General features: G+C 49.3%; 18 protein-coding genes. 11 read left to right on the forward strand and 7 right to left on the reverse strand.

Going from position 1 to position 20,374, the window contains the following annotated elements:
• Positions 1 to 146: 146 nt before the first annotated feature.
• The gene (locus AAIG11_RS00760) at positions 147 to 350 is read left to right on the forward strand and encodes a hypothetical protein (protein ID WP_343184371.1); all 204 of its coding nucleotides are present in this window, start codon (positions 147 to 149) and stop codon (positions 348 to 350) included.
• Positions 351 to 1,361 carry a leucine-rich repeat domain-containing protein gene (locus AAIG11_RS00765; RefSeq protein ID WP_343184372.1) on the forward strand — a complete coding sequence of 337 codons (1,011 nt, stop codon included), beginning with the start codon at positions 351 to 353 and terminating at the stop codon, positions 1,359 to 1,361. It begins immediately after the preceding gene.
• 50 nt (positions 1,362 to 1,411) lie between these two features.
• On the opposite strand, the gene AAIG11_RS00770 is transcribed toward AAIG11_RS00765, so the two are convergent.
• The 3 genes from AAIG11_RS00770 to srtB form a co-directional block, all read right to left on the reverse strand.
• Positions 1,412 to 2,158: an NYN domain-containing protein gene (locus AAIG11_RS00770; protein ID WP_283408039.1), complete on the reverse strand. Its 747-nt coding sequence runs from the start codon at positions 2,156 to 2,158 to the stop codon at positions 1,412 to 1,414.
• A 133-nt stretch (positions 2,159 to 2,291) separates the two neighbouring features.
• On the reverse strand, positions 2,292 to 3,218 hold the full coding sequence (locus AAIG11_RS00775; RefSeq protein ID WP_343184373.1) for a cobalamin-dependent protein: 927 nt from the start codon (positions 3,216 to 3,218) through the stop codon (positions 2,292 to 2,294).
• A 4-nt stretch (positions 3,219 to 3,222) separates the two neighbouring features.
• Positions 3,223 to 4,020 carry a class B sortase gene (gene srtB / locus AAIG11_RS00780; protein ID WP_343184374.1) on the reverse strand — a complete coding sequence of 266 codons (798 nt, stop codon included), beginning with the start codon at positions 4,018 to 4,020 and terminating at the stop codon, positions 3,223 to 3,225.
• 284 nt (positions 4,021 to 4,304) lie between these two features.
• Between srtB and AAIG11_RS00785 the strand changes: the two genes are divergently transcribed.
• The gene (locus tag AAIG11_RS00785) at positions 4,305 to 5,417 is read left to right on the forward strand and encodes a fasciclin domain-containing protein (RefSeq protein ID WP_343184375.1); all 1,113 of its coding nucleotides are present in this window, start codon (positions 4,305 to 4,307) and stop codon (positions 5,415 to 5,417) included.
• Positions 5,418 to 5,521: 104 nt separating this feature from the next.
• Here the strand turns inward: AAIG11_RS00785 and AAIG11_RS00790 are convergent, their stop codons facing one another.
• The 4 genes from AAIG11_RS00790 to AAIG11_RS00805 all read right to left on the reverse strand — a co-directional run bounded on the left by AAIG11_RS00790 (position 5,522) and on the right by AAIG11_RS00805 (position 11,727).
• Positions 5,522 to 6,193, reverse strand: coding sequence for a hypothetical protein (locus AAIG11_RS00790; protein ID WP_343184376.1), 672 nt, complete (start codon positions 6,191 to 6,193; stop codon positions 5,522 to 5,524).
• 187 nt (positions 6,194 to 6,380) lie between these two features.
• Entirely contained in the window at positions 6,381 to 6,827 is a 447-nt protein-coding gene (locus AAIG11_RS00795) for a Fur family transcriptional regulator (RefSeq protein WP_343184377.1), read from the reverse strand.
• Between the two features lie 172 nt (positions 6,828 to 6,999).
• Positions 7,000 to 7,836, reverse strand: a complete 837-nt coding sequence (gene speE / locus AAIG11_RS00800; RefSeq protein WP_343184378.1) for a polyamine aminopropyltransferase — start codon at positions 7,834 to 7,836, stop codon at positions 7,000 to 7,002.
• An 87-nt stretch (positions 7,837 to 7,923) separates the two neighbouring features.
• The gene (locus tag AAIG11_RS00805; RefSeq protein WP_343184379.1) at positions 7,924 to 11,727 is read right to left on the reverse strand and encodes a phosphoribosylformylglycinamidine synthase; all 3,804 of its coding nucleotides are present in this window, start codon (positions 11,725 to 11,727) and stop codon (positions 7,924 to 7,926) included.
• A 260-nt stretch (positions 11,728 to 11,987) separates the two neighbouring features.
• Here AAIG11_RS00805 and AAIG11_RS00810 point away from each other — a divergent pair, with 260 nt between their 5' ends.
• The 8 genes from AAIG11_RS00810 (at position 11,988) to AAIG11_RS00845 (ending at position 20,366) form a co-directional block, all read left to right on the forward strand.
• Positions 11,988 to 12,584, forward strand: a complete 597-nt coding sequence (locus AAIG11_RS00810) for a Maf family protein (RefSeq protein WP_343184380.1) — start codon at positions 11,988 to 11,990, stop codon at positions 12,582 to 12,584.
• 8 nt (positions 12,585 to 12,592) lie between these two features.
• A complete protein-coding gene (locus AAIG11_RS00815; protein ID WP_343184381.1) occupies positions 12,593 to 13,942 on the forward strand; it encodes an MATE family efflux transporter in 1,350 nt (449 codons plus the stop codon).
• Between the two features lie 40 nt (positions 13,943 to 13,982).
• Positions 13,983 to 14,405 carry an 8-oxo-dGTP diphosphatase MutT gene (mutT, locus tag AAIG11_RS00820; protein WP_343184382.1) on the forward strand — a complete coding sequence of 141 codons (423 nt, stop codon included), beginning with the start codon at positions 13,983 to 13,985 and terminating at the stop codon, positions 14,403 to 14,405.
• A 72-nt stretch (positions 14,406 to 14,477) separates the two neighbouring features.
• The gene (locus tag AAIG11_RS00825) at positions 14,478 to 15,920 is read left to right on the forward strand and encodes an NAD-dependent succinate-semialdehyde dehydrogenase (protein WP_343184383.1); all 1,443 of its coding nucleotides are present in this window, start codon (positions 14,478 to 14,480) and stop codon (positions 15,918 to 15,920) included.
• A gap of 256 nt (positions 15,921 to 16,176) precedes the next feature.
• Entirely contained in the window at positions 16,177 to 18,204 is a 2,028-nt protein-coding gene (locus AAIG11_RS00830; RefSeq protein ID WP_343184384.1) for a methyl-accepting chemotaxis protein, read from the forward strand.
• Positions 18,205 to 18,386: 182 nt separating this feature from the next.
• Positions 18,387 to 19,544: a methyl-accepting chemotaxis protein gene (locus AAIG11_RS00835; protein ID WP_343184385.1), complete on the forward strand. Its 1,158-nt coding sequence runs from the start codon at positions 18,387 to 18,389 to the stop codon at positions 19,542 to 19,544.
• A 228-nt stretch (positions 19,545 to 19,772) separates the two neighbouring features.
• Positions 19,773 to 20,039 carry a hypothetical protein gene (locus AAIG11_RS00840; protein WP_343184386.1) on the forward strand — a complete coding sequence of 89 codons (267 nt, stop codon included), beginning with the start codon at positions 19,773 to 19,775 and terminating at the stop codon, positions 20,037 to 20,039.
• Positions 20,040 to 20,102: 63 nt separating this feature from the next.
• Complete coding sequence (locus AAIG11_RS00845; protein WP_343184387.1) at positions 20,103 to 20,366, forward strand: YciI family protein; 264 nt, start codon at positions 20,103 to 20,105, stop codon at positions 20,364 to 20,366.
• Positions 20,367 to 20,374 lie beyond the last annotated feature (8 nt).

Here is a 20,374-nt window from a genome sequence, read left to right on the forward strand (position 1 = left end):
ACAAAAAGGAAAAGAGGCAAGTTGAGAGAAATAAATGACAAATGTCCTAAATTATAGTGACAAAATTTGAAAAATGGGAATATAATAGAATGAGAGGTAGTTCGGGTAACATGTCAGGAATGCCCACTAGGAAAGGAGGCATCATGATGAGAGTTCGACCAGTTGTTGTACTGGTAATCTTTATGCTTGCAGCATCCGTGGTTTTTACACCGGTGGCTGCTGAGAGTGACAGTGTTCAGATCAAGGATCCGGCACTGGAGGCTTTTATCAGAAGAGAAATAGATAAACCAGAGGGGGTTATACAGCCTGCAGATGTTGAGAGTATCCGAACCATCGACACCACCACATGAATGCACTGCCGTTACCAGGTGGTAACCCTGGAAGGAATCGAGGCGCTTCATAACCTTCGACGATTGGCTCTCTGCAGCGGAATTGACAGCTTGGATCCAGTTGCAAAATTAACTCAACTGGAGGAACTGGTGATTCAGGATACGGCAATTAGTGATCTGACACCACTGGCTGGACTTCGCAATTTGAAGAGGCTTGAAATCAGAGGAAGCCAGTTGTCGGATCTGTCACCGCTTTCAGACCTTGTCAGACTTGAAACGCTGGTGATTGCCAACAGTCAGGTGTCAGATCTGACTCCGCTGAAAAACCTGACGAGACTGAAAAGGCTGTTCCTTTATCAAAATCAAATTGAGAGCATTCAGCCACTGGCGGGCCTTCAGCAACTAACGATTTTAAATTTGAGTAATAATCGAATTGTCGATCTCATGCCCCTGGCCAATCAGCAGGAACTGCTGAACTTATATCTGGCACGAAATCAGGTGGAAGATCTGCGCCCATTGACAACCATTCCCAAGCTCATGGGACTGGATCTTCGTTGCAACCCGGCGGCTGAAAACGGTCAATTGCAGTTGCTTGAAAATTTACAATGGCTGGATGTGCGCTGTACCAGCATTATCAATCCTGAAGTGCCGGAGGAATGCCAGGCGCGCTGCGGGCAAGCAGATGAAATTTGCCTTTATGTCAATGGAGTGTGCCTTGAGGTGGATCAGCCTCCCATCGTGGAAGCAGGATGCACACTGCTGCCCATCTCTCCTGTGGCGAAAGCAATGGGTGCTGAAATTCGATGGAACAGCTCTGAAAAGGCTGCTGAAATGATCTATGGTGAGCAGGCATTAACCATTCCCATCAATGCCGATTATGCCAGAATGAACGGCCGGCAAATTGACTTATTTTATCCCACACAGCTGCGGAATGGTCGTACCATGATTCATTCCCGCCTGCTTATTGACGCTTTTGGTGTGCGAATTCACTTTGATGCAGAAAACCGAATGGTGACCATTGATTCACAGTAAAACTCACACAAAAAAGAGGGCGGAATGCCCTCTTTTTGTTCAACACTTCACTATTCTTTCATTTTGACATAAACGCTGCTGGGACCAACTGCGTCAAGGCGCTTTAACTCATATTGTGCCGGGAACGCCTCAATCAGCTGAGAGAGCTGACGGTATCCATAAGTGCGTGGATCAAAGCCAGGGTCAAGTTGCAGCAGCGCTTTTCCAAGAGATCCCAAATGAGTCCAACCATCCTCTTGAACCACCATTTCAAAGGCTTCCTTTAGTAATCCGAGTACAATGGCTTCCTTGGTTTTTTCCTTCTTTTTGCCTGGTACACTTTTTGCTGTTGGCTTTGGCTCTTTGGGAGCGATGTTTTCGGTGTAAATAAACACATCACATGCATTGACAAAAGCTTTGGAGGTTTTTTGTTCGCCAATTCCCATCACAAAAGTACCATTCTCACGAATGCGTGTTGCCAGCCGGGTGTAATCACTGTCACTGGAAACGATGCAAAAACCATCCACCAGTTCACCATGAAGGATGTCCATGGCATCGATGATCAGGGCACTGTCGGTGGCATTTTTTCCGACTGTATACCGAAATTGCTGAATGGGCTGGATGGCATAATTATTCAGTGTGTCTTTCCAGCTTTTCATGTTGGGCGTTGTCCAGTCACCGTAAATGCGTTTAATGGTGACTGATCCATATTTACCGGTTTCTGACAGCATCTTGGTAATGAGGGAAGGCTGAGCATTGTCACCATCAATCAGTAATGCCATCTTGTGCTCTTTCTGACCATTGTCTTTTTTTATCACAGCTGACGGGCTCCTTTCGTGCTGTTGCTGATCCGGTTTATCAAATGCAGATAAAGACTCCGGTTCTTATGAAACCACTTTATGCTGTATTCAACAAAAAGTCAAAAAGTCCTGCTGATTTATTTGGAAAATATCAGTTTTTTGGGAGGGATTTTTTGTCAGGCTTTTGATGCTTCAACAGCCGTTTCACTTCCTGAATGGCACTGACGGCATCAGAGGCATAACCATCAGCACCGATGGACTTCCATAAATGAGGGGTATCAGTGAAAGCCTGACCTCCCACCAATACCTTAATATGATCATATGATTCAAGTTCCTGCAGACTGTGAATGAAAAAACGCGCCTCATTGACATGAGAAAGGAGTGCAGCAGAGATGGCAACCACCTTCACCGGGTATTGGTTGAGGACAAACTGCAAGCTGCTGAAAGGGATCTGGCTGCCAAGATACATAACGGTATAACCGGCTTCTTCCAAAGCGCTGCTGACCATGCGCAGGCCAAGGGTATGGCGTTCGTCTCCTGCTGCAAGTGCGACAATCAGCGGTCCGGTGCTGACGGACGATGGTTTTTTGCGTAAAAGGGAAATAAATCGTTCAGTTTCTGCGGTGATAAAGTGTTCCTGGGCAATGTCCAGCTTTCCTTTTTGCCATTGAACACCTGCTTCGTAAAGGGCCGGTTTGATGATTTGATCATGAATTATTTCAAGAGGAATGCCCATGTTGGAAGCCAGGCTCAACACGCGCCATGCCTCCCTGATATCTGTTCTGATCAAGGCTTCCAGATAACGATAACTCCAAGCTTCATCCGGTTGTTGAGGAGGATGTGTTACTGAACCTGACAAGAAAGGAGAAGCGTCTTCAGTACGTCCCAACAGATAATCCAGGCTTACCTGGAAATGATCGGCCAACTGCAACAGAGTGGTATCGTTTGGAAATCGGCTGTTGTTTTCATAATTGGCGATGGTGGTTTGTGACAATCCCAACATAGAAGCCAGTTCCTGCTGGCTTTTTTTCTGTCCTTTACGCAGACCGCGCAGCCGGTCTCCAAAGTTTTGTGCCATGACTTCAACTTCCTTTCCTGGGAAGGGTTTCAAGGTAACGGGCGTGCACCACTAGACGCGCATCATCATACTCGTAAGTACAGGTGGAGAGTGTCAACAGAGCCTCTTCTCCAGTGATGGAATGCGCAAAGGAATGCTTGGATTTTTCTTGCAACACATTGATAAATGCCTCAAAGGTGGGTCTGTCTTCAAAATGGGTTTCAATGTAATAAAAATCAGTGGTGGTGACATAGACAGAAAAAATTTCAAACCGATGTGTTTCATGAAGATCTGTGATATGAATTACAGGATGATCCTGTAAAAAAAGAGGATCCTTATAAGCGGTCAATGACTGGAACATGGAGCCATCCCTCATGTGGTGTCCGTAGAGAATGGTGTGAGTCGCCGGTAGTGTCAAAGCATTGACATCATTGCGGTAATCCATAAAGATGGCTCCTGCCCGGTTTTTTTCAGCCTGCCAGTCATGATCCAGATAAAACGCATTGTCGTGAGCCTGAACGACAGGATAATCCACAGGGGTCCCGGGAATCTGAATCCAGCCGGTAACCTGTGGATTCACAGATTGAAGGTTGGCAATTTCTGGCAGTATCTCGGGCGCAGATTTACTGATACCGGATAGATCGGTCAAGACTGTTGACGTTTCTTCTGATCCCAGTTCATTGCTGTCATAGTCCTGACGGAAGCGCTGTTGGGCCTCTAAAATGGAAGCCTGCTGATTTTGGCTTTCCAGCCAGCGAAGACCGATAGCTACGATGGCCACAATGAGAAAAAAGATGGACATGATGCGAATCAATTTTTTCATGAGAAACACCTCAATCTCTGTTGGCAATTGACGCCATTCAATAATCAGTCCAGTGATAATAAGCAGTTTGACAGGATCGTCTGCTTACCAGTTAGATACCCTTTCTGATTTAACTATAACATTTCGAAATATTACTTTCAAACAGATACAATAAAAATTTCATAACGTGTTTAAGGTTGTCGGTGGAGGGTAAAATGTGAATAGTTGAAAAGATCATCTGCGAACAACAACAGAGCAGATGAGATTGTCGAAAAAACCATTGAAAAGAAATAGGAGGGAACACAATGAAAAGTCAAAGAGTGTTGGTTATGTTACTGGTTTTAAGCTTGGTGTTCTTTGGAATCAGCAGCCAGGTATTTGCAGAAGAAAATGATATTGTCGACATTGCAGTCAATGATGGCAGGTTCACCGTACTGACAGCAGCACTGCAGCGGGCAGGACTGGTGGAAACCCTTCAGGGAGAAGGCCCCTTCACCGTATTTGCACCCACAGATGATGCCTTCACAGCGTTACTGGCAGCTCTGGATGTAACGGCAGAAGAACTTTTGGCCCAGCCGGCATTGGCCGATGTGCTGCTGTACCATGTGGTGAGTGGCAAAGTGATGTCCACAGACCTTTCAGATGGCATGCAGGCGGCAACAGTGGGCGGACAGAATGTGACCATTGATTTGGACGGCGGCGTATTCGTCAATGAGTCCCAAGTGATTATTCCTGATATTGAAGCATCCAACGGTGTGATTCATGTCATCGATGCTGTACTGGTACCCGCAGGGTTCCAGCTGGTGGTTGAGGAAGCGGAAGAGCAGGCAGAGGTGCTCCCATCCATCGTTGACATTGCAGTCAATGACGGCAGGTTCACCGTACTGACAGCAGCACTGCAGCGGGCAGGACTGGTGGAAACCCTTCAGGGAGAAGGCCCCTTCACCGTATTTGCACCCACAGATGATGCCTTCACAGCGTTACTGGCAGCTCTGGATGTAACGGCAGAAGAACTTTTGGCCCAGCCAGCATTGGCCGATGTGCTGCTGTACCATGTGGTGAGTGGCAAAGTGATGTCCACAGACCTTTCAGATGGCATGCAGGCGGCAACAGTGGGCGGACAGAATGTGATGATTGATTTAGATGGCGGCGTATTCGTCAATGAATCCCAGGTGATTATTCCTGATATTGAAGCATCCAACGGTGTGATTCATGTCATCGATGCCGTACTGGTACCTGCAGGGTTCCAGCTGGTGATGGAAGAAGCCCCGACCCCTCAACCAGTGGAAGAGCCGGTGGTGACTGAGGCTCCTGCACAGGAACCCATTCCACAGACAGGTGATGCAGGAATGATGATGTTTGGTCTTATGGCACTGGCAGGAGTAGGCGGTCTGACGCTCACACGACGCAAAAAATGAGTCGCGTGACAAATGATGAATCAATGCGAGTGATCATTGAGAATAGATGAGAATAAAATTAAAAACTTCCCTGGCTACGGGGAAGTTTTTTAATTGAACTTCCATCAAATTTCATTGGAGTATTTCTCGACAGCCGGAAGGGAAAGGGTGGTGATGATCTGCTGGGCTACTGTGCTGGCTGTTTTTGAAGAAGTGTTGATCTCCAAGATCGGCAGGCAGGAGCTCTGACTAAGTCGGCGGGCTTCCTCTTGACGTTTCATGAAGGTGTCCACAATAGCAGCAGGTGTGTCGCCATATTGCTTCAGGTATTGAAGCCAACAGGTATGTTGTCTGGAAAACAGACGTTTTTCCAGCGTTTCAGCATCGACAGTCAATAGGCAGAGAATGGTTCCAAGTGGCTTCAGTCGCTGGTCAACTTCCTTCACATGATCCCACTTCATGTGGGGAAACCGGAACACATGGGTGAGATGAAACCTTTCAAGAAGGAAAAAAAGATCATGGGAAGCCAGCTGATTTTCGTTCCATCCCCGGCCAAGGGTACGGGCGGCACAGCCTTCAATAAACGAAGTCAACTCCTCAAGCAGTGCGATGTGGTCTTCCGGTTGCAGCCTTCTACGTTGTTCCTGGAGTTCCAGCACCCGCTGGGTATGATGTTCTGTGAGAATGAGCCGGGAAGCGGCAGAAAGAGTGTTGAGTAACGGGTGGTGAAGCAATGCCTGCAGCACCTCTGTTTTACCGGAGCCTGAAATGCCTTCCAGAATAATTCCCTGATACATAAGTCTTCGTCCTTTCATTGAGAATCATCACACGCCATTCGTGATCTGTCTTCGATTTCATCAGCCTTGACCAGCGTGGACGACAATGGGTTCATCAGGGTGGGTGTGATTTGTGGAAACAGGAAAATCCCTGAGTCGGAAAATCCGGCGCAGGGACCTTGCTTACTAGGAGTGGACAGCCGTCTCATTAATGCCGTTTACTTTTTGAAAGGCACTGGTTACAGATGCCCTGATAATACACGTTGCGTTCCTTAATTAAAAAGGTATCCAGGAACTCATTTTTCAACTGGGTCATATCCAGCTCAAAATCATAAATGGTACTACATTGCTCGCATTTAAAATGACCATGGGTGCTTAAATCCACGTCATAACGGGCTTCGTGATCCTCAATGTTCACCATGCGAACCAACTGTGCCTCCATGAAGGCTTTCAAGGTGTTGTACACAGTGGTTTTGGAAAGGGTGGGGATCTGATCTGACAGTGCCTGATAAATCTCATCAACAGTGGGGTGTGTCATATGGTTCAGCAAGTATTCAAAGATGCGGGTTCGCTGATAGGATGGCTTGACACCATGTTCCTGTAGGTATTGGTTCAGTTCTTCCATTGATTTTGGTTTTGTGGATTCCATTTTCATTTATAACCCACCTGCTTTCAATGTGTAATGATTATAATATGAAATAAGTTTAAACGAAATAATGGAAAATGTCAAGGCAATGAGAAACAATGGTGCCTTCAGCACCAATAAGAAAGCCTGTTGCAGGGATGCAACAGGCTTGAATGATGAAAAAGTGAAAATTTTAAGGTGACTACTCCATGGGAAGTCCGGTCACATCATACCAAAAGGCAGGTAATACGAAAGCCGCATTGTGGAAGCGGGTGTGATAGTATTTGCCGGTGAACTGACCGTTTGGCTGATCGACAGGGGCGCCGTTTTTGGAGGCAATGACAAAGGCCATGTCGCCGCCATAAACAGGCACTACGCCACGGTAGACGGCCACATGAGGGAAGGAGAGCTGCACATGTTCAACAGCTTCTTTCAACTCAGGCGCCTGAAAGACCGGAACGCCGGCCTGACGAACCATGATCCCGTCTTCATTGAGGCAATTGCTGATGTTTTTATAGAAAGGTGCTTCAAAAAGAACCATTGCAGGACCCACCGGGTCGGGAGAATCGACGATCACCACATCAAACTTCTTGTTTTGGGCTTCTTCGCCGGCCACATAAGCAGCACCATCACCCACGATAAGCTCCAAACGGGGATCTTTGAAAGCATCTTTAAAGAAGAGCATTTCTTTGCTGACTTCAATGACACGGCCGTCAATGTCCACCATGGTCACTCGTTTCACGCTGTCGTGGCGCAGGCATTCCTGCAGAATGCCACCGTCACCGCCTCCAATGATCAGGATGCTTTCTGCAGGGCGTGCCAGTGCCATAATGGGCAGGTGTGTCATCATTTCGTGATAAACAAACTCGTCTTTCTCGGTGGTCTGGACCACATTGTCCAAAATCATCATACGACCAAAGTGGCCGTGATCCACAATTTGAAGTTCCTGAAAACCAGTATTCTCCTCGTGGACGGGTGTCACATGGTAACCGTACACTGTTTCGGGGCTCATTTTTTCATAAAACCATTTTTTTTCCACTTTCAACCCTCCAGTTATTCTTGTTTTCCAGTCATCATACTATTCCTTTGTGACGGGCACGCTACAGTATACCATAAAGTGACGGGATTAACGATAGTATTTCACGCCGGATTCAAGTATTTTTTGATCGTAGTCTCCGGGCACATTACGATATAATCCCGGCAGGCAGCGTTCAGAGTGGGCCATTTTCCCAAGTATTCGGCCATCAGGGCTTGTCAGTGCTTCAATGGCACCCATGGAGCCGTTGGGATTATGCGGCAGTGCCATGGCAGGTTGACCTGAGAGATCCACATACTGGGCAGCCACCTGGCCGGATGCCATGAGCTGAGCGATGGTGTCTTCCGGTGCAATGAAGCGTCCTTCGCCATGAGAGACGGGAAGGGTGTGAATCTGGCCGGGAGTGACGCCGGCGAACCAGGGAGACAGGCTGGAGGTCACCCGGGTGCGAATCAAGCCGGAGACGTGGCGGCCAAGGGTGTTGAAGGTCAGTGTGGGTGCGGCTTCATGGGGTGGGCGAATCTCTCCGTAAGGCACCAGCCCCAGCTTGATCAGCGCCTGAAATCCATTGCAGATTCCCAGCATCAGACCGTCCCGTTCCTTCAAAAGCTGGTGGACGGCATCCTGAATAAGGGGGTTGCGGAACACAACGGTGATAAACTTGCCGGAACCGTCGGGTTCATCACCGGCACTGAAGCCGCCGGGGAGTACCACCATCTGGGATCGGTGAATGGCTGCGGCCAATGCCTGCACACTTTCGTCAATGTCATTGGCAGTCAGGTTACGGAAAATCAGCAACTCAGGATCTGCTCCCGCCCGTTCCAGTGCCCGCAGGGTATCCATTTCGCAATTGGTGCCGGGGAAGGTGGGAATCACCACCCGGGGACGTGGTGTTTTGACAAGGGGACGGTTACTGATGGCAGGCTTTGCTGTGGCGGTGGCAATAGATTCCGGTCTATCTGGCGATGTCTTCGTGGGGAAAACAGTCTCCAGCGGCTCCTGCCAGGCTTTCAGCAAATCATCAAGGGAAATGGCTTTTTCGGGAAGCTGCATTTCAGGTGTCTCGATGGTGAGTCCCAGCAGGCATCCGGGAAATGTTTCCAATAGTTCATCCACAGCCTCTTTATCAGTCATTTCAAGCAGAAAGCTGCCGGGAGCAGGGAGAAACAGCGCAGGGGGTTCCAAACCCAGGTCTTCCTGAAGCCGGAAGCCCACCCGGTTGCCAAAGCACATGTGGGAGAGAGCTGCAGATGCACCTCCCTGGCCGACGGTTTTGGCGGCCAGTACCCGACCACTTCCAATCAGTTGATGCAGTTTTTCAAAAAGTACCTTCATCTGAGAAGTGTCCAACAGCAGTGTGTGGGGATCTGCCTGTGGGCGGAGCCATACCACCGGATGACCGGCTTCCTTAAATTCCGGTGAACAGAGATGATGTTCCTTTCCGGCTGCAACGGCAAATGAAACCAGTGTGGGAGGGACATCCAACTCCTTAAAAGTGCCCGACATGCTGTCTTTGCCGCCGATGGCCGGAATTTCAAGCTGCTGTTGCAGGGTGTAGGCTCCCAGCAGAGCTGCCAGGGGGCGTCCCCAACGTACCGGGTCATCTCCTGGTTTTTCGAAGTATTCCTGCAGGGTGAGCCGGGCTTTTTGAGTTGAGAAACCCATGGCAGCCAGGCGGCAGAGAGATTCCATCACCGCGTAGTATGCCCCGTGGAAGGGGCTCCAGCAGGCCAGATCCGGATGATAACCGGCAGTCATGCCGGTGACGGTGGTGGTATTTCCCTGAAGCACCGGCAGCCGGGCGGCCATGCCTTCGGCCGGCGTCAGCTGATGAAGGCCACCCAACGGCATAAGGGAGGTGGCTGCGCCAATGGTGCTGTCAAATTTTTCGATGAGACCCTTTTGGCTGCAAACATTCAGGTCAGATAAGTTTTTCATCCAGTGGCGGTGCAGGTCATCAGGGGCTTTTTTCATGGAATGTTTCAGGTTTTCGGGCAGCTGTACCAGGGGTGAAGCGTCATAAAGGGGAGCGGGAACTTTCATGGTTGTTTGCTGTTTGACACCGTTGGTGTCAAGGAATGAACGGGCGATGTCAACGATGGCAGTGCCCTGCCAGTTCATCACCAGTCGGGGAGATTCGGTGACAACAGCCACTCTGACGGCTTCCAGATTCTCCTTTTGGGCGGCAGCGATGAAAGCTGTCTCATCAGCAGGATCAAGCACCACGGCCATGCGCTCCTGAGATTCTGAAATGGCCAGTTCGGTGCCATCAAGCCCTTCGTACTTTCGGGGCACCTGATCTAGGTCAACAAGGAGGCCGTCTGCCAGCTCGCCGATGGCGACGGAAACACCGCCGGCACCGAAGTCATTACACTTTTTGATGAGACGGCTGACAGCCGGGTCTCTGAAAAGACGCTGGATTTTTCGTTCTGTGGGGGCATTTCCTTTTTGAACTTCTGCACCGCAGGTGGCCAGAGAGGTTTCGTCATGCTCCTTGGAAGAGCCGGTGGCACCGCCACAGCCATCCCGGCCGGTACGTCCCCCTACCAGCACGATCACATCACCCGGGTCTGAAGATGCCCGCGTGACCTGGCTTTTGGGAGCAGCGCCAATGACAGCCCCCAGCTCCATTCGTTTGGCCACGAAACGTTCATGATAGTACTCTTTCACATAGCCGGTGGCCAGGCCAATCTGGTTTCCATAAGAACTGTACCCATGGGAGGCTTCCTGGGTGATTTTTAGTTGCGGGAGCTTCCCGGGAAGGGTTTCTTCCAGGGGGGTGCGGGGGTCACCGCTGCCGGTGATGCGCATGGCCTGATAGACATAGGAACGGCCAGACAGGGGGTCGCGAATGGCACCTCCCAGGCAGGTGGCAGCACCGCCGAAAGGTTCAATTTCTGTGGGGTGGTTATGGGTTTCGTTTTTAAACATCACCAGCCAGTCTTCCATGTGGCCGTCAATGTCGGCTGGCACAATGATACTGCAGGCATTGATTTCATCAGAAACTTCCAGATCATCCAATTTGCCCGCCTGACGCATTTCTTTCATGGCAATGACGGCTAAATCCATGAGACAGGCTGGTTTTTCCGCCAGCTGATCTCCATAGACCATCTGGCGTTTCTGCTGATAAAGCTGCCAGGCATCCTGCAACGGCTGATTTAAAGGGTTGTTTTCAAAATCCACCTGGGTGATTTCTGTGAGAAAGGTGGTGTGACGGCAGTGGTCAGACCAGTAAGTGTCAATCATGCGAATTTCGGTGATGGAAGGGTCTCGTTTTTCAGTGTCCCTGAAGTAGGTCTGGCAGAAAGCAAGGTCTTCCACAGACATGGCAAGACCATATTGGCCGGCAAAATCAGCCAGATCAGAGGCTGTCATGGTGGTGAAACCGGAAAGCACTGCAACGGCTTCAGGAGGTGTTAGCGATAATTTCAGGGTTTCTGGTTTTTCAAGGGAGGCTTTTCGCGATTCCACCGGATTGATGAGATAGTGACTGATGCGCATGAGATCGTCAGGTGTTAGATCTCCCTCAAATACCATGACTTTGGCATAAGTCACATCGGGGCGCTGTTCCTGGGTGAGCAGCTGAATGCACTGGGCGGCAGAGTCTGCTCGCTGGTCATACTGACCGGGAAGCAGTTCGACAGCCAGTAAATGGGCGTCATCTTGTACGGGAAAGGATTCCACGTAAACGTCGTCCAGTGGGGGTTCGGAAAAAATGGTTGTCAGTGCCTTTTCAAATGTGGTTTCATCGATTCCCTCCACATCATAGCGGTTCAAAACGCGTACCCGGTGAAGGGCTGTGAGCTTCAGGTGGTCATATAAATCCTGAAACAATTGGCGCGCTTCTCCTTGAAACGCCTCTTTTTTTTCAACAAAAACTCGCTTGACACCCATGCGGCGATGCCTCCTTTTGATCTTGTCATCTGGTATGATCATATTATAACAGATGAATGCTTTTGATGCAGAACAAGGATGTGGTAAAATGATGGATGAAAATCCGTTCCATCAAATTTCATCAAAAGCGTTAACAGTGTTAGCAACATGAGCAACATCACTAATATTAGTATTAGTATCAGTATCAATAACAGTAACAGAAACAGTAACAGAAGGCTCACAGGAAGCAAAAAAGCAATTAGACTGAAAGGCGGATGACAATGGAACTGATATTAGCGTCGGGATCTCCCCGGCGGTCTGAAATTTTAAGTATGCTGACACTGCGTTACCGGGTGCAGACCAGTCATGTGGATGAAGCTGAAATTCTTTTGAAAATGCCTCAGGCGACACCCAGAGAGCTGGTTCAGCGCCTCAGCAGCGCCAAATCTCAGGCGGTGGCCAGTCAACTGGATGAAGGGCTGGTCTTGGGTGCTGATACCATCGTGGTATTGGAAGATCAGATATACGGGAAACCGGTGGATGAACAGGAGTTGCGGCACATGATGCAGGCCTTTTCAGGCAAGACGCATCAGGTGTTCACAGGAGTGACCCTGACCCAGGCGACAGGCAGGCATTCGGTGAGCCTGACCGCCGTGACAGATGTGACCTTTCGTCCCATCTCCGATGAAGAACTGGAGTGGTATGTCACCCATGCCAATTATGGTGACAAAGCCGGCGGTTATGCGATCCAGGAGCATGCAGCCCTTTTCGTGGAAGGTATTCAGGGATGTTACTATAATGTGATGGGGCTGCCGGTGCAGGAAACACTGGCCCTGTTCCAGCTCATGGGAACCAGCTGGCGGGTATTTGGATCATGATTCGGTCCATGCTGCAGGATAAACACTTTTTCAAGGTACTGACAGCCATTGGCATTCCTGTTGCCATTCAACATGTTATTACTTCCTCCCTGAACCTGGTGGATGTGGTCATGATTGGGCAAATCAATGCGGTGAGCATCACTGCTGTTGGTTTGGCCAACCAGCTCTTTTTTGTCTTTTCATTACTACTTTTTGGCATTAATAGCGGAGGGGCTATTTTCGTTGCCCAGTTTTGGGGAAGACGTGATCTGGAAAATATTCATAAAAGCCTTGGTGTTGCCTTGCTCCTCAGTGTAGCGGGTGGGCTGATTTTTACTGTGATCAGCGTTCTTTTTCCTGAATGGTTTATGAGACTCCTCTCCAACGATGAGGAGGCCATTCGACTGGGAGTGGAATACCTGCGCATTGTTGGCTTGAGCTACCTGGCCACCGCTGTCAGTATCACTTTGTCAAGCGCCTCCAGATCAGTGGGGGATGCCAGGCTTCCCATGCGGGCCGGCATCCTTTCACTTGGTGTGAATACCGGACTGAACGCCGTGCTGATATTTGGGTTGCTGGGGTTTCCGGCCATGGGAGTACGGGGAGCGGCTCTGGCCACATTGCTGGCCCGCAGCATGGAATGCCTGATTCTAACCGGCACCATTTTTACCAGCCTGCACCCATTACGTGCCAAATGGCGTCAATACTTCCGGTTTTCCCGTGTCTTTGCCCGGCGCATCCTGCAAAAGTCTTTTCCGGTGATGGCTAATGAGTTTCTGTGGGCCATTGGCATGACGCTCTATGTGGCCGCCTATGCCCGTATGGGAACCCAGGCCTACGCAGCGGTGCAAATATCCCAGACGGTGGAAAAACTATTCTTCGTGGCAGCCATGGGCATTGGCCACGCGGCGGCAGTGATGATCGGCAATCTGCTGGGTGAAAACCGTCGGGAAGAAGCCATTCGTTATTCTCGTTATTTTAACCTGCTGACGATTTTTTTTGGTATTGTTCTTGCTGTTTTTCTGCTGGTAACAGCACCTGCCATTGCCAGGTTCTTCAATGTGGATGACCAGGTAAGGGCTGATGCGGTGAAAGTGATGGCTGTTTTTGCTTTTTTTCTTACCATCAAAATGTGCAATGCACTGCAGGTGATTGGTACCCTGCGGGGAGGCGGCGATACCACCTACTCCCTGATGATGGAAATTTCTAGTGTGTATCTGGTGGGGGTTCCCATGGCTTTTTTGGCCACCACCTACTGGCAGCTGCCCATCTATGTTGTTGTGGCACTGGTCCATCTGGAAGAAGTGACGAAAGCCATTGTGGGTTTCAGAAGGCTGTTTTCAAATAAATGGGCTAGCAACATTATTGAAGGCATGTAGCAAATAGATATCTTGATGTCTGAAACAGAGGTGAAGAAAAATGACGCGGGTAGCGGTGGCGATTATCACAAACAAAAAACACCAGGTACTCATAGCCCGACGGCCGGCGGGTAAAGTCATGGAAGGCTGTTGGGAGTTCCCCGGAGGGAAAGTTGAGTTGGGTGAGACACCTGAAGAATGTCTGGTTCGTGAACTGAAGGAAGAGATGGATCTGACGGTGATGGCGGGTCGCTTCATTTCTGAGATTTCTTATGACTATGATTGGGGAGAGGTGAAGTTGCTGGCCTTTGAAACCCACATTGTTGAGGGAGAACCCCAGCTCTTGGAGCATGATGCCATGGTGTGGGTCAGCTTGGAAGGCATGGGAGATTATGGCATGACACCGGCAGATGAGCCGCTGATTGAAGACCTGCTTCAGTGGATTCGCGAGAAGACATCGTTTGAAGGGGAAACGAAAGGGTAAAAAAGATAATAAGATTCATTATCGTCGAGATGGAGCGAAAAGGCTTCATCTTTTTCTTAATGGAGGTGTCCCATGGAAGAAAAAAAACTATACATTAACGGTGAATGGCTGGATGGTTCCGGCAGTGAAGTGATTCAAGTATTAAACCCTGCCAATGGAGAAGTGGTGGGAACTGTTCCTGCAGCCGGGAAAAAAGAAGTGATCCAGGCCATTGAGGCGGCTTCAGAAGCTTTTGACGCCTGGGCAGCACTGCCTGCCCGTCGGCGAGCCACATATCTGCGGCGATGGTATGAGTTGATGGGGGAACATAAGGAATCCATAGCTCAAATCCTGACGCTGGAACAGGGAAAACCACTGGCAGAGGCACGGGGAGAAGTGGCGGCTGCCGGTCGTTTCCTGGAATGGTACGCGGAGGAAGCGGTGCGAGTTACCGGGGAAATAATTCCGCCTTCCAGTGAGAACAAACGCATCATGGTGTTGCGCCAGCCAGTGGGTGTTGTGGCGGCCATCACCCCGTGGAATTTTCCTGCTTCCATGATCACCCGAAAAATTGCACCGGCACTGGCAGCCGGCTGCCCGGTGATTCTGAAACCTGCCAGTCAAACACCCCTGACCGCTGCAGCTATTGTGGAGCTGGCCCATGAAGCGGGTATTCCCAAGGGCGTGGTGAATCTGGTGACGGGATCGGCAACACTTATTGGTAAAGCCTTAATGGAAGACGGTCGTGTCCGAAAAATTACGTTTACCGGTTCCACGGAAGTGGGTAAAATGCTGATGAGACAATCGGCAGACACAATGAAACGCGTCTCACTTGAGTTGGGGGGACATGCGCCCTACCTGGTTTTTGACGATGCTGATCTGGAACAGGCAGTGGCAGGAGTCATTCAGGCAAAAATTCGCAACGCCGGACAGATGTGCGTTGCCGTCAACCGGTTCTTTGTGCAAGAGGGTATCTATGATGCTTTCGTTTCCCGGGTGCGAACGGAATTGAAAAAGATTAACACCGGAAACGGCCTTGATGAGTCCGTCACCATGGGGCCTCTCATTAATCAGAAGGCTTATCAAAAGGTGGTGGATCACGTGACAGATGCCAGAGAACTGGGAGCTGGTCTGTTGTACGGCGGTAACGGCCGTCATGAAAGCGATCATCCGGAAGCCGGCTATTTTTATGAACCCACCCTGCTCACCAACGTCACCGACGAAATGAAGATCATGCGAGAAGAAACCTTTGGGCCGGTGCTGCCGCTACGACGCTTTGAAACAGAAGAAGAAGCCCTTCGTCTGGCCAATGATTCCCGTTACGGGCTGGCAGCTTACGTCTACACCCAATCCTTAAGCCGTGGGATCCGGGTTTCCGAGAAGCTTCAATATGGCGTGGTGGGGCTGAATGATGGCGGGCCGGCAACAGTGCAGGCACCCTTTGGCGGATTCAAGGAAAGCGGCATCGGCCGCGAAGGAGGTCACCATGGCATGGATCCCTTTCTGGAAATCAAATACATTTCCATTGGGATTTAAAGAGGGTCTTTTTGCAATGAGAAGCTTTCATGAAAGGCGAAGAAGTCGAATTATTAAGACGAGTCTGTCATAAAATGACCAGTTTAATGATAGAAACCTGCAGCTGCGGGGTATCAAAGTGATATCCTGACTGCAGGTTTTTTAATACAGAGATATAAAAACCGATGGAAGTCCCTGCCGCCTGCATGCATATAAATCGATTTGCAGACTGGGAGTGCAGTCAGTTGTGTCATTTAGTCAAGGGGGAGTGAGCGGGATGAAATCAATCAAGGCAAAAATGGTATTGGTCATTATGATGGTGGTGGTGGTGTTGGCAGGAGCGTTGTCATTCATTTCCATCACAACAGCCACCAACGCAGTGGTGGAAGAAGCAAACCGGGGATTGCTGCTCTTGGCTTCAGAAGGAGCCGATGTGGCGACCGCCCGTATTAACAGCCAGTTTGTTTATCTGGAAGGCCTCACTAAAGTGGAAAGACTTTCTAATCCCGAGGGAGACCTGGCGGTGAAAATGAACTTGTTGCAACAGGAAGCTGCCAACAGTAATTTCATCCGAATCGGTGTCGCTGATTTATCAGGGAATCTATACTTGTCCGACAGTTATGGGATAGGAGGCAGCATTGTTGATGTTTCTGAGAGGGAGTATTACCATCGCTCCCTGGATGGGCAACGGGCTATTATGACGCCAACCGTGAGTGTAAACCCTGATGATCAGGGGAATCTGGTCATGGTGTATTCAGTACCTCTGAGATATGGAGGCCGCATTGTCGGAGTACTGGTGGCTGTGGGAGATGGAAACTTTCTTTCGGATTTGGTTCAGGATATGGGATATGGGCAAAATGGGTATGCCTATGTGATTAATCAGACGGGAACAGTTATCGGTCATCCCAGGCGGGAACTGGTCATTGATCAGTATAATCCCCTGGAGGCAGCTCAGCAAGACCCTGCTTTGGCACCGCTGGCAGGGCTTGTAACTCAAATACTGGAGGAGCAGACGGGGACAGGTTCGTATTTTTTCAATAATTTAAATGTCCACGCCGGTTATCACCCCATCACAGAAACCGATTGGTTTCTGGCAGTGGTGGCAGAAGAAAGTGAACTGATGGCCGGGGTGACGGCCATGAGAACCCTGCTGGCGGCAGTGGCGCTGGGAATGATTATCATCGGTGTCATACTCGCCGTGGTGGTGGGAGGTTCTTTTGCCCGTCCCATCATCGGAATTCAGAAAGTGGTTGATCGCATGGCTGCCTACGATTTTTCCATTGATGAAAACCATCAGTTGAATCGCTACGAACGCCAGCAGGATGAAATTGGCAGTATGCTTCGAGCAATGAAAATCATGCAGAAGAATCTGGTGACACTGGTACAGGATATCAATGACAAGTCTAATCAAGTGGCAGCAGCTTCACAGGAACTGACATCCACCAGTCTGGAAGCGGCAACAGCGGCATCGGAAGTCGCCAAAACCATTGAAGAGATAGCCCAGGGAGCATCAGACCAGGCGAAGGAAACGGAAATGGGTGCAGTGAGTGTTCACCAGATGGGTCAGAGCATTGAAGATGAACAGGAACTAATGAAAGAAATGAACCAGGCGGCAGAAATGGTGGATCAGCTGAAGAATGAAGGAATTGAAACAATGACAGATTTGGTTGAAAAAACCGTCACAAGCCGTGAAACCATTCAAAACGTGCACCTCGTTATTTCTGAAACCAGTGAAAGTGCCGGTAAAATCGATGCTGCCAGCAGCATGATTCGAAGCATTGCCGAGCAAACCAACTTGCTGGCTCTAAACGCAGCCATTGAGGCAGCCCGGGCAGGGGACGCCGGCAGAGGGTTTGCTGTGGTTGCAGATGAAATCAGAAAACTGGCAGAACAATCCAATCGCTTCACCGATGAAATCGCAGCGGTGATTGCTGAACTGGGTGAAAAAGTGGGCGCGGCTGTTGAAGCTGTGGAAAAGGTGTCACAAATCATGAAAGAGCAGACCATAGGTGTTGAAAATACCAATACCCGCTTTGTTGGAATCTCTGATGCCGTTGAGTCAATGACAATTTGTTTGAAAAAACTCAATGATTCGGGCACTGAAATGGCAAAGAGGAAAGATAGTATTGTCAGCACCATTGAAAGTCTCTCGGCCATCTCTGAAGAAAACGCAGCCGGATCAGAAGAAGCCTCCGCTTCCGTGGAAGAACAAACAGCAGCAATGGATGAAATTGCAGGCACCAGCGAAGACCTGGCAAAACTGGCCCAGGAAATGCAGGAGGCTGTTGCCCGATTTAAATTTTAAAAGTGCATTCATTGATTTTAGTTTGGACTTAACACAATATTAACAAGCAATTAACTTCTAACTGAACCTCTTGCCTGACATTTCGGCTAAACTGTAAAAAAAAGGTGGAACAGAAGGTGTCTCGTGGAGCAGTTGTTCTGCAGAGTCAGCGGTGCCCCCGCCTTTAGTCCGGGAGGGTCAGAATGTCACAATTACTGAAACAACAAGTAGCGGATTATTGTCAGCAGTGCCCTGTCATAGAGCCTGGCATCAAAGTTGAAAAAGCGGTCACTCTTTATCAAGAATCAACGGAATGCCTGGTGGTGGCTGTTGGTCAGCAACCAGTGGGCATTTTGTTGCGGGAGCGCCTCTTTTCTATGTTGAGCACCCGTTATGGGCCGTTTCTTTACCAGCAAAAACCGGTGGAACGGGTGATGCTGCGACAGATGCTTCAAGTGGATTATAATACAACGCTGGAGCAATTGTTGGTTATGATTGAAGAAGCAGTCGGCGACTTTGGAGAAACCATTCTGATCATGAATGACAGAGGCATTCAGGGAATCCTAAAGCTGGAAAGCCTCTTTAATCTGTTAACTCAAATTCAACATGAAGAAGCAGACCATCAAATGGCTGTGATTCAGGAAAATGTGAGAGAAGTGACACTGATTTCCCATGCAGTACAGAAAATGACAACTTCGATGATCCACTACGAACAGACAGGACACGTGATGAAGGAAGTTGCCCACGGAGGACAGCAGGCATTGGAAGATTTGCTTAACCACATTCGCCTGATTGAAAAAGTGGTGCAACGGCAGATGGATCAGGTGGAGGTGCTGCAGCAGCAGATGCAGCAGATTTCACCCCTGGTGGCAGGCATTAAGCGGATTGCAACCCAGACCAATCTGTTATCCCTGAATGCTTCCATTGAAGCAGCCAGAGCAGGTGTTCATGGTGCCGGATTTCAGGTGGTTGCCTTGGAAGTTCGACAGCTGTCAGAGCAGGTGGACGCGTCGGTTAAACAAATTGAAGCTTATATGGAGAGTACGCTGCTGGAATCCAACCTGACCCGGCAGCAGGTGACGAAAGGCCGTCAGGAGGTGGAAGCGGCCACCGCTCTGGTGAAAGGAATCGATACACAGTTTTACCGTCTCTTTCAGCTTTCCCATACCATGGGAGAAGAAATGAGCACAGTCGCTGAGATCATTCGGGAAGCAGGTATAAAAATGAGCTGGCTTGAAAACAGCATGAATAGAATGGAAGACCAGGTTCGAACAAACCAGCAAAGACTCTTTCGAATCGAGAAGATCAAGAATGATCATACGAACCTGGCAGATACTGAAGAGACCAGATGTGTGGGATAACTGATTTAAAGAAGACAGTTCTAATGATTTGATATTGATGTCAACTGCCACTGCAGATCAATGATGATGAAAGCCCTGGGTCACCATCTGTCGGGGCTTTTTTGCTTTTCTATCGACAACGGTCATGATTCCGCATATAATAAATAGAACAAAAGAATTGGAAATGCCTGACGACTCTCCATATCAGTCAAAAACGGTGCGATCATTTCATCTAAGGGAGGTGCAGCCGTGAAAGTGAAAACCACTTACCAGGGCCATGTGTTTGAATTGCACCGTTCACTGGGGTCGGTGAGCTTTTTGGTGGACGGCGAAATTCGTGACATGACCGGCGGTAAACTGATGCAACACAAAGTGGATCAGACTTACCATGCTGAGATTAAACAAGGCCCTCATCAGGGAGTACCGGTGAAAGCAGAACTGAAGCTGGGATGGCTGGCAGATCGAGTTTTCTTCTACTACAATGGGCAGTTGATTGCAGAAAAGAAGCTTTTTTGACGAAATACTTGCAAGATGGTTTTGGGTACAATGAGACATTACCAGATCGAAAGGAGCAGACGGATGATTTTATATGCAGCCATACTGAACATGGTGGATGGTCGAATGGATGAAGCGCTTCTTGAAGAACATAAGGCGTATTTACAGAAACTGATTGATGACGGCAGCATTTTTGCGAAGGGGCCTTTCACCGATCACAGCGGCGGTCTGGTGCTTTACAAAGCAGATTCATATGAAGAAGCCATGGCCATGGCTTCTCAAGATCCGGCAATTGTAAAGGGCAGCCGCACCTTAACATTAAAGGAGTGGCGCAGCAACCTGGACTAAAGGAGGCG

The organism is Anoxynatronum sibiricum (assembly GCF_039414295.1).
GTDB lineage: Bacteria > Bacillota > Clostridia > Peptostreptococcales > Tindalliaceae > Anoxynatronum > Anoxynatronum sibiricum.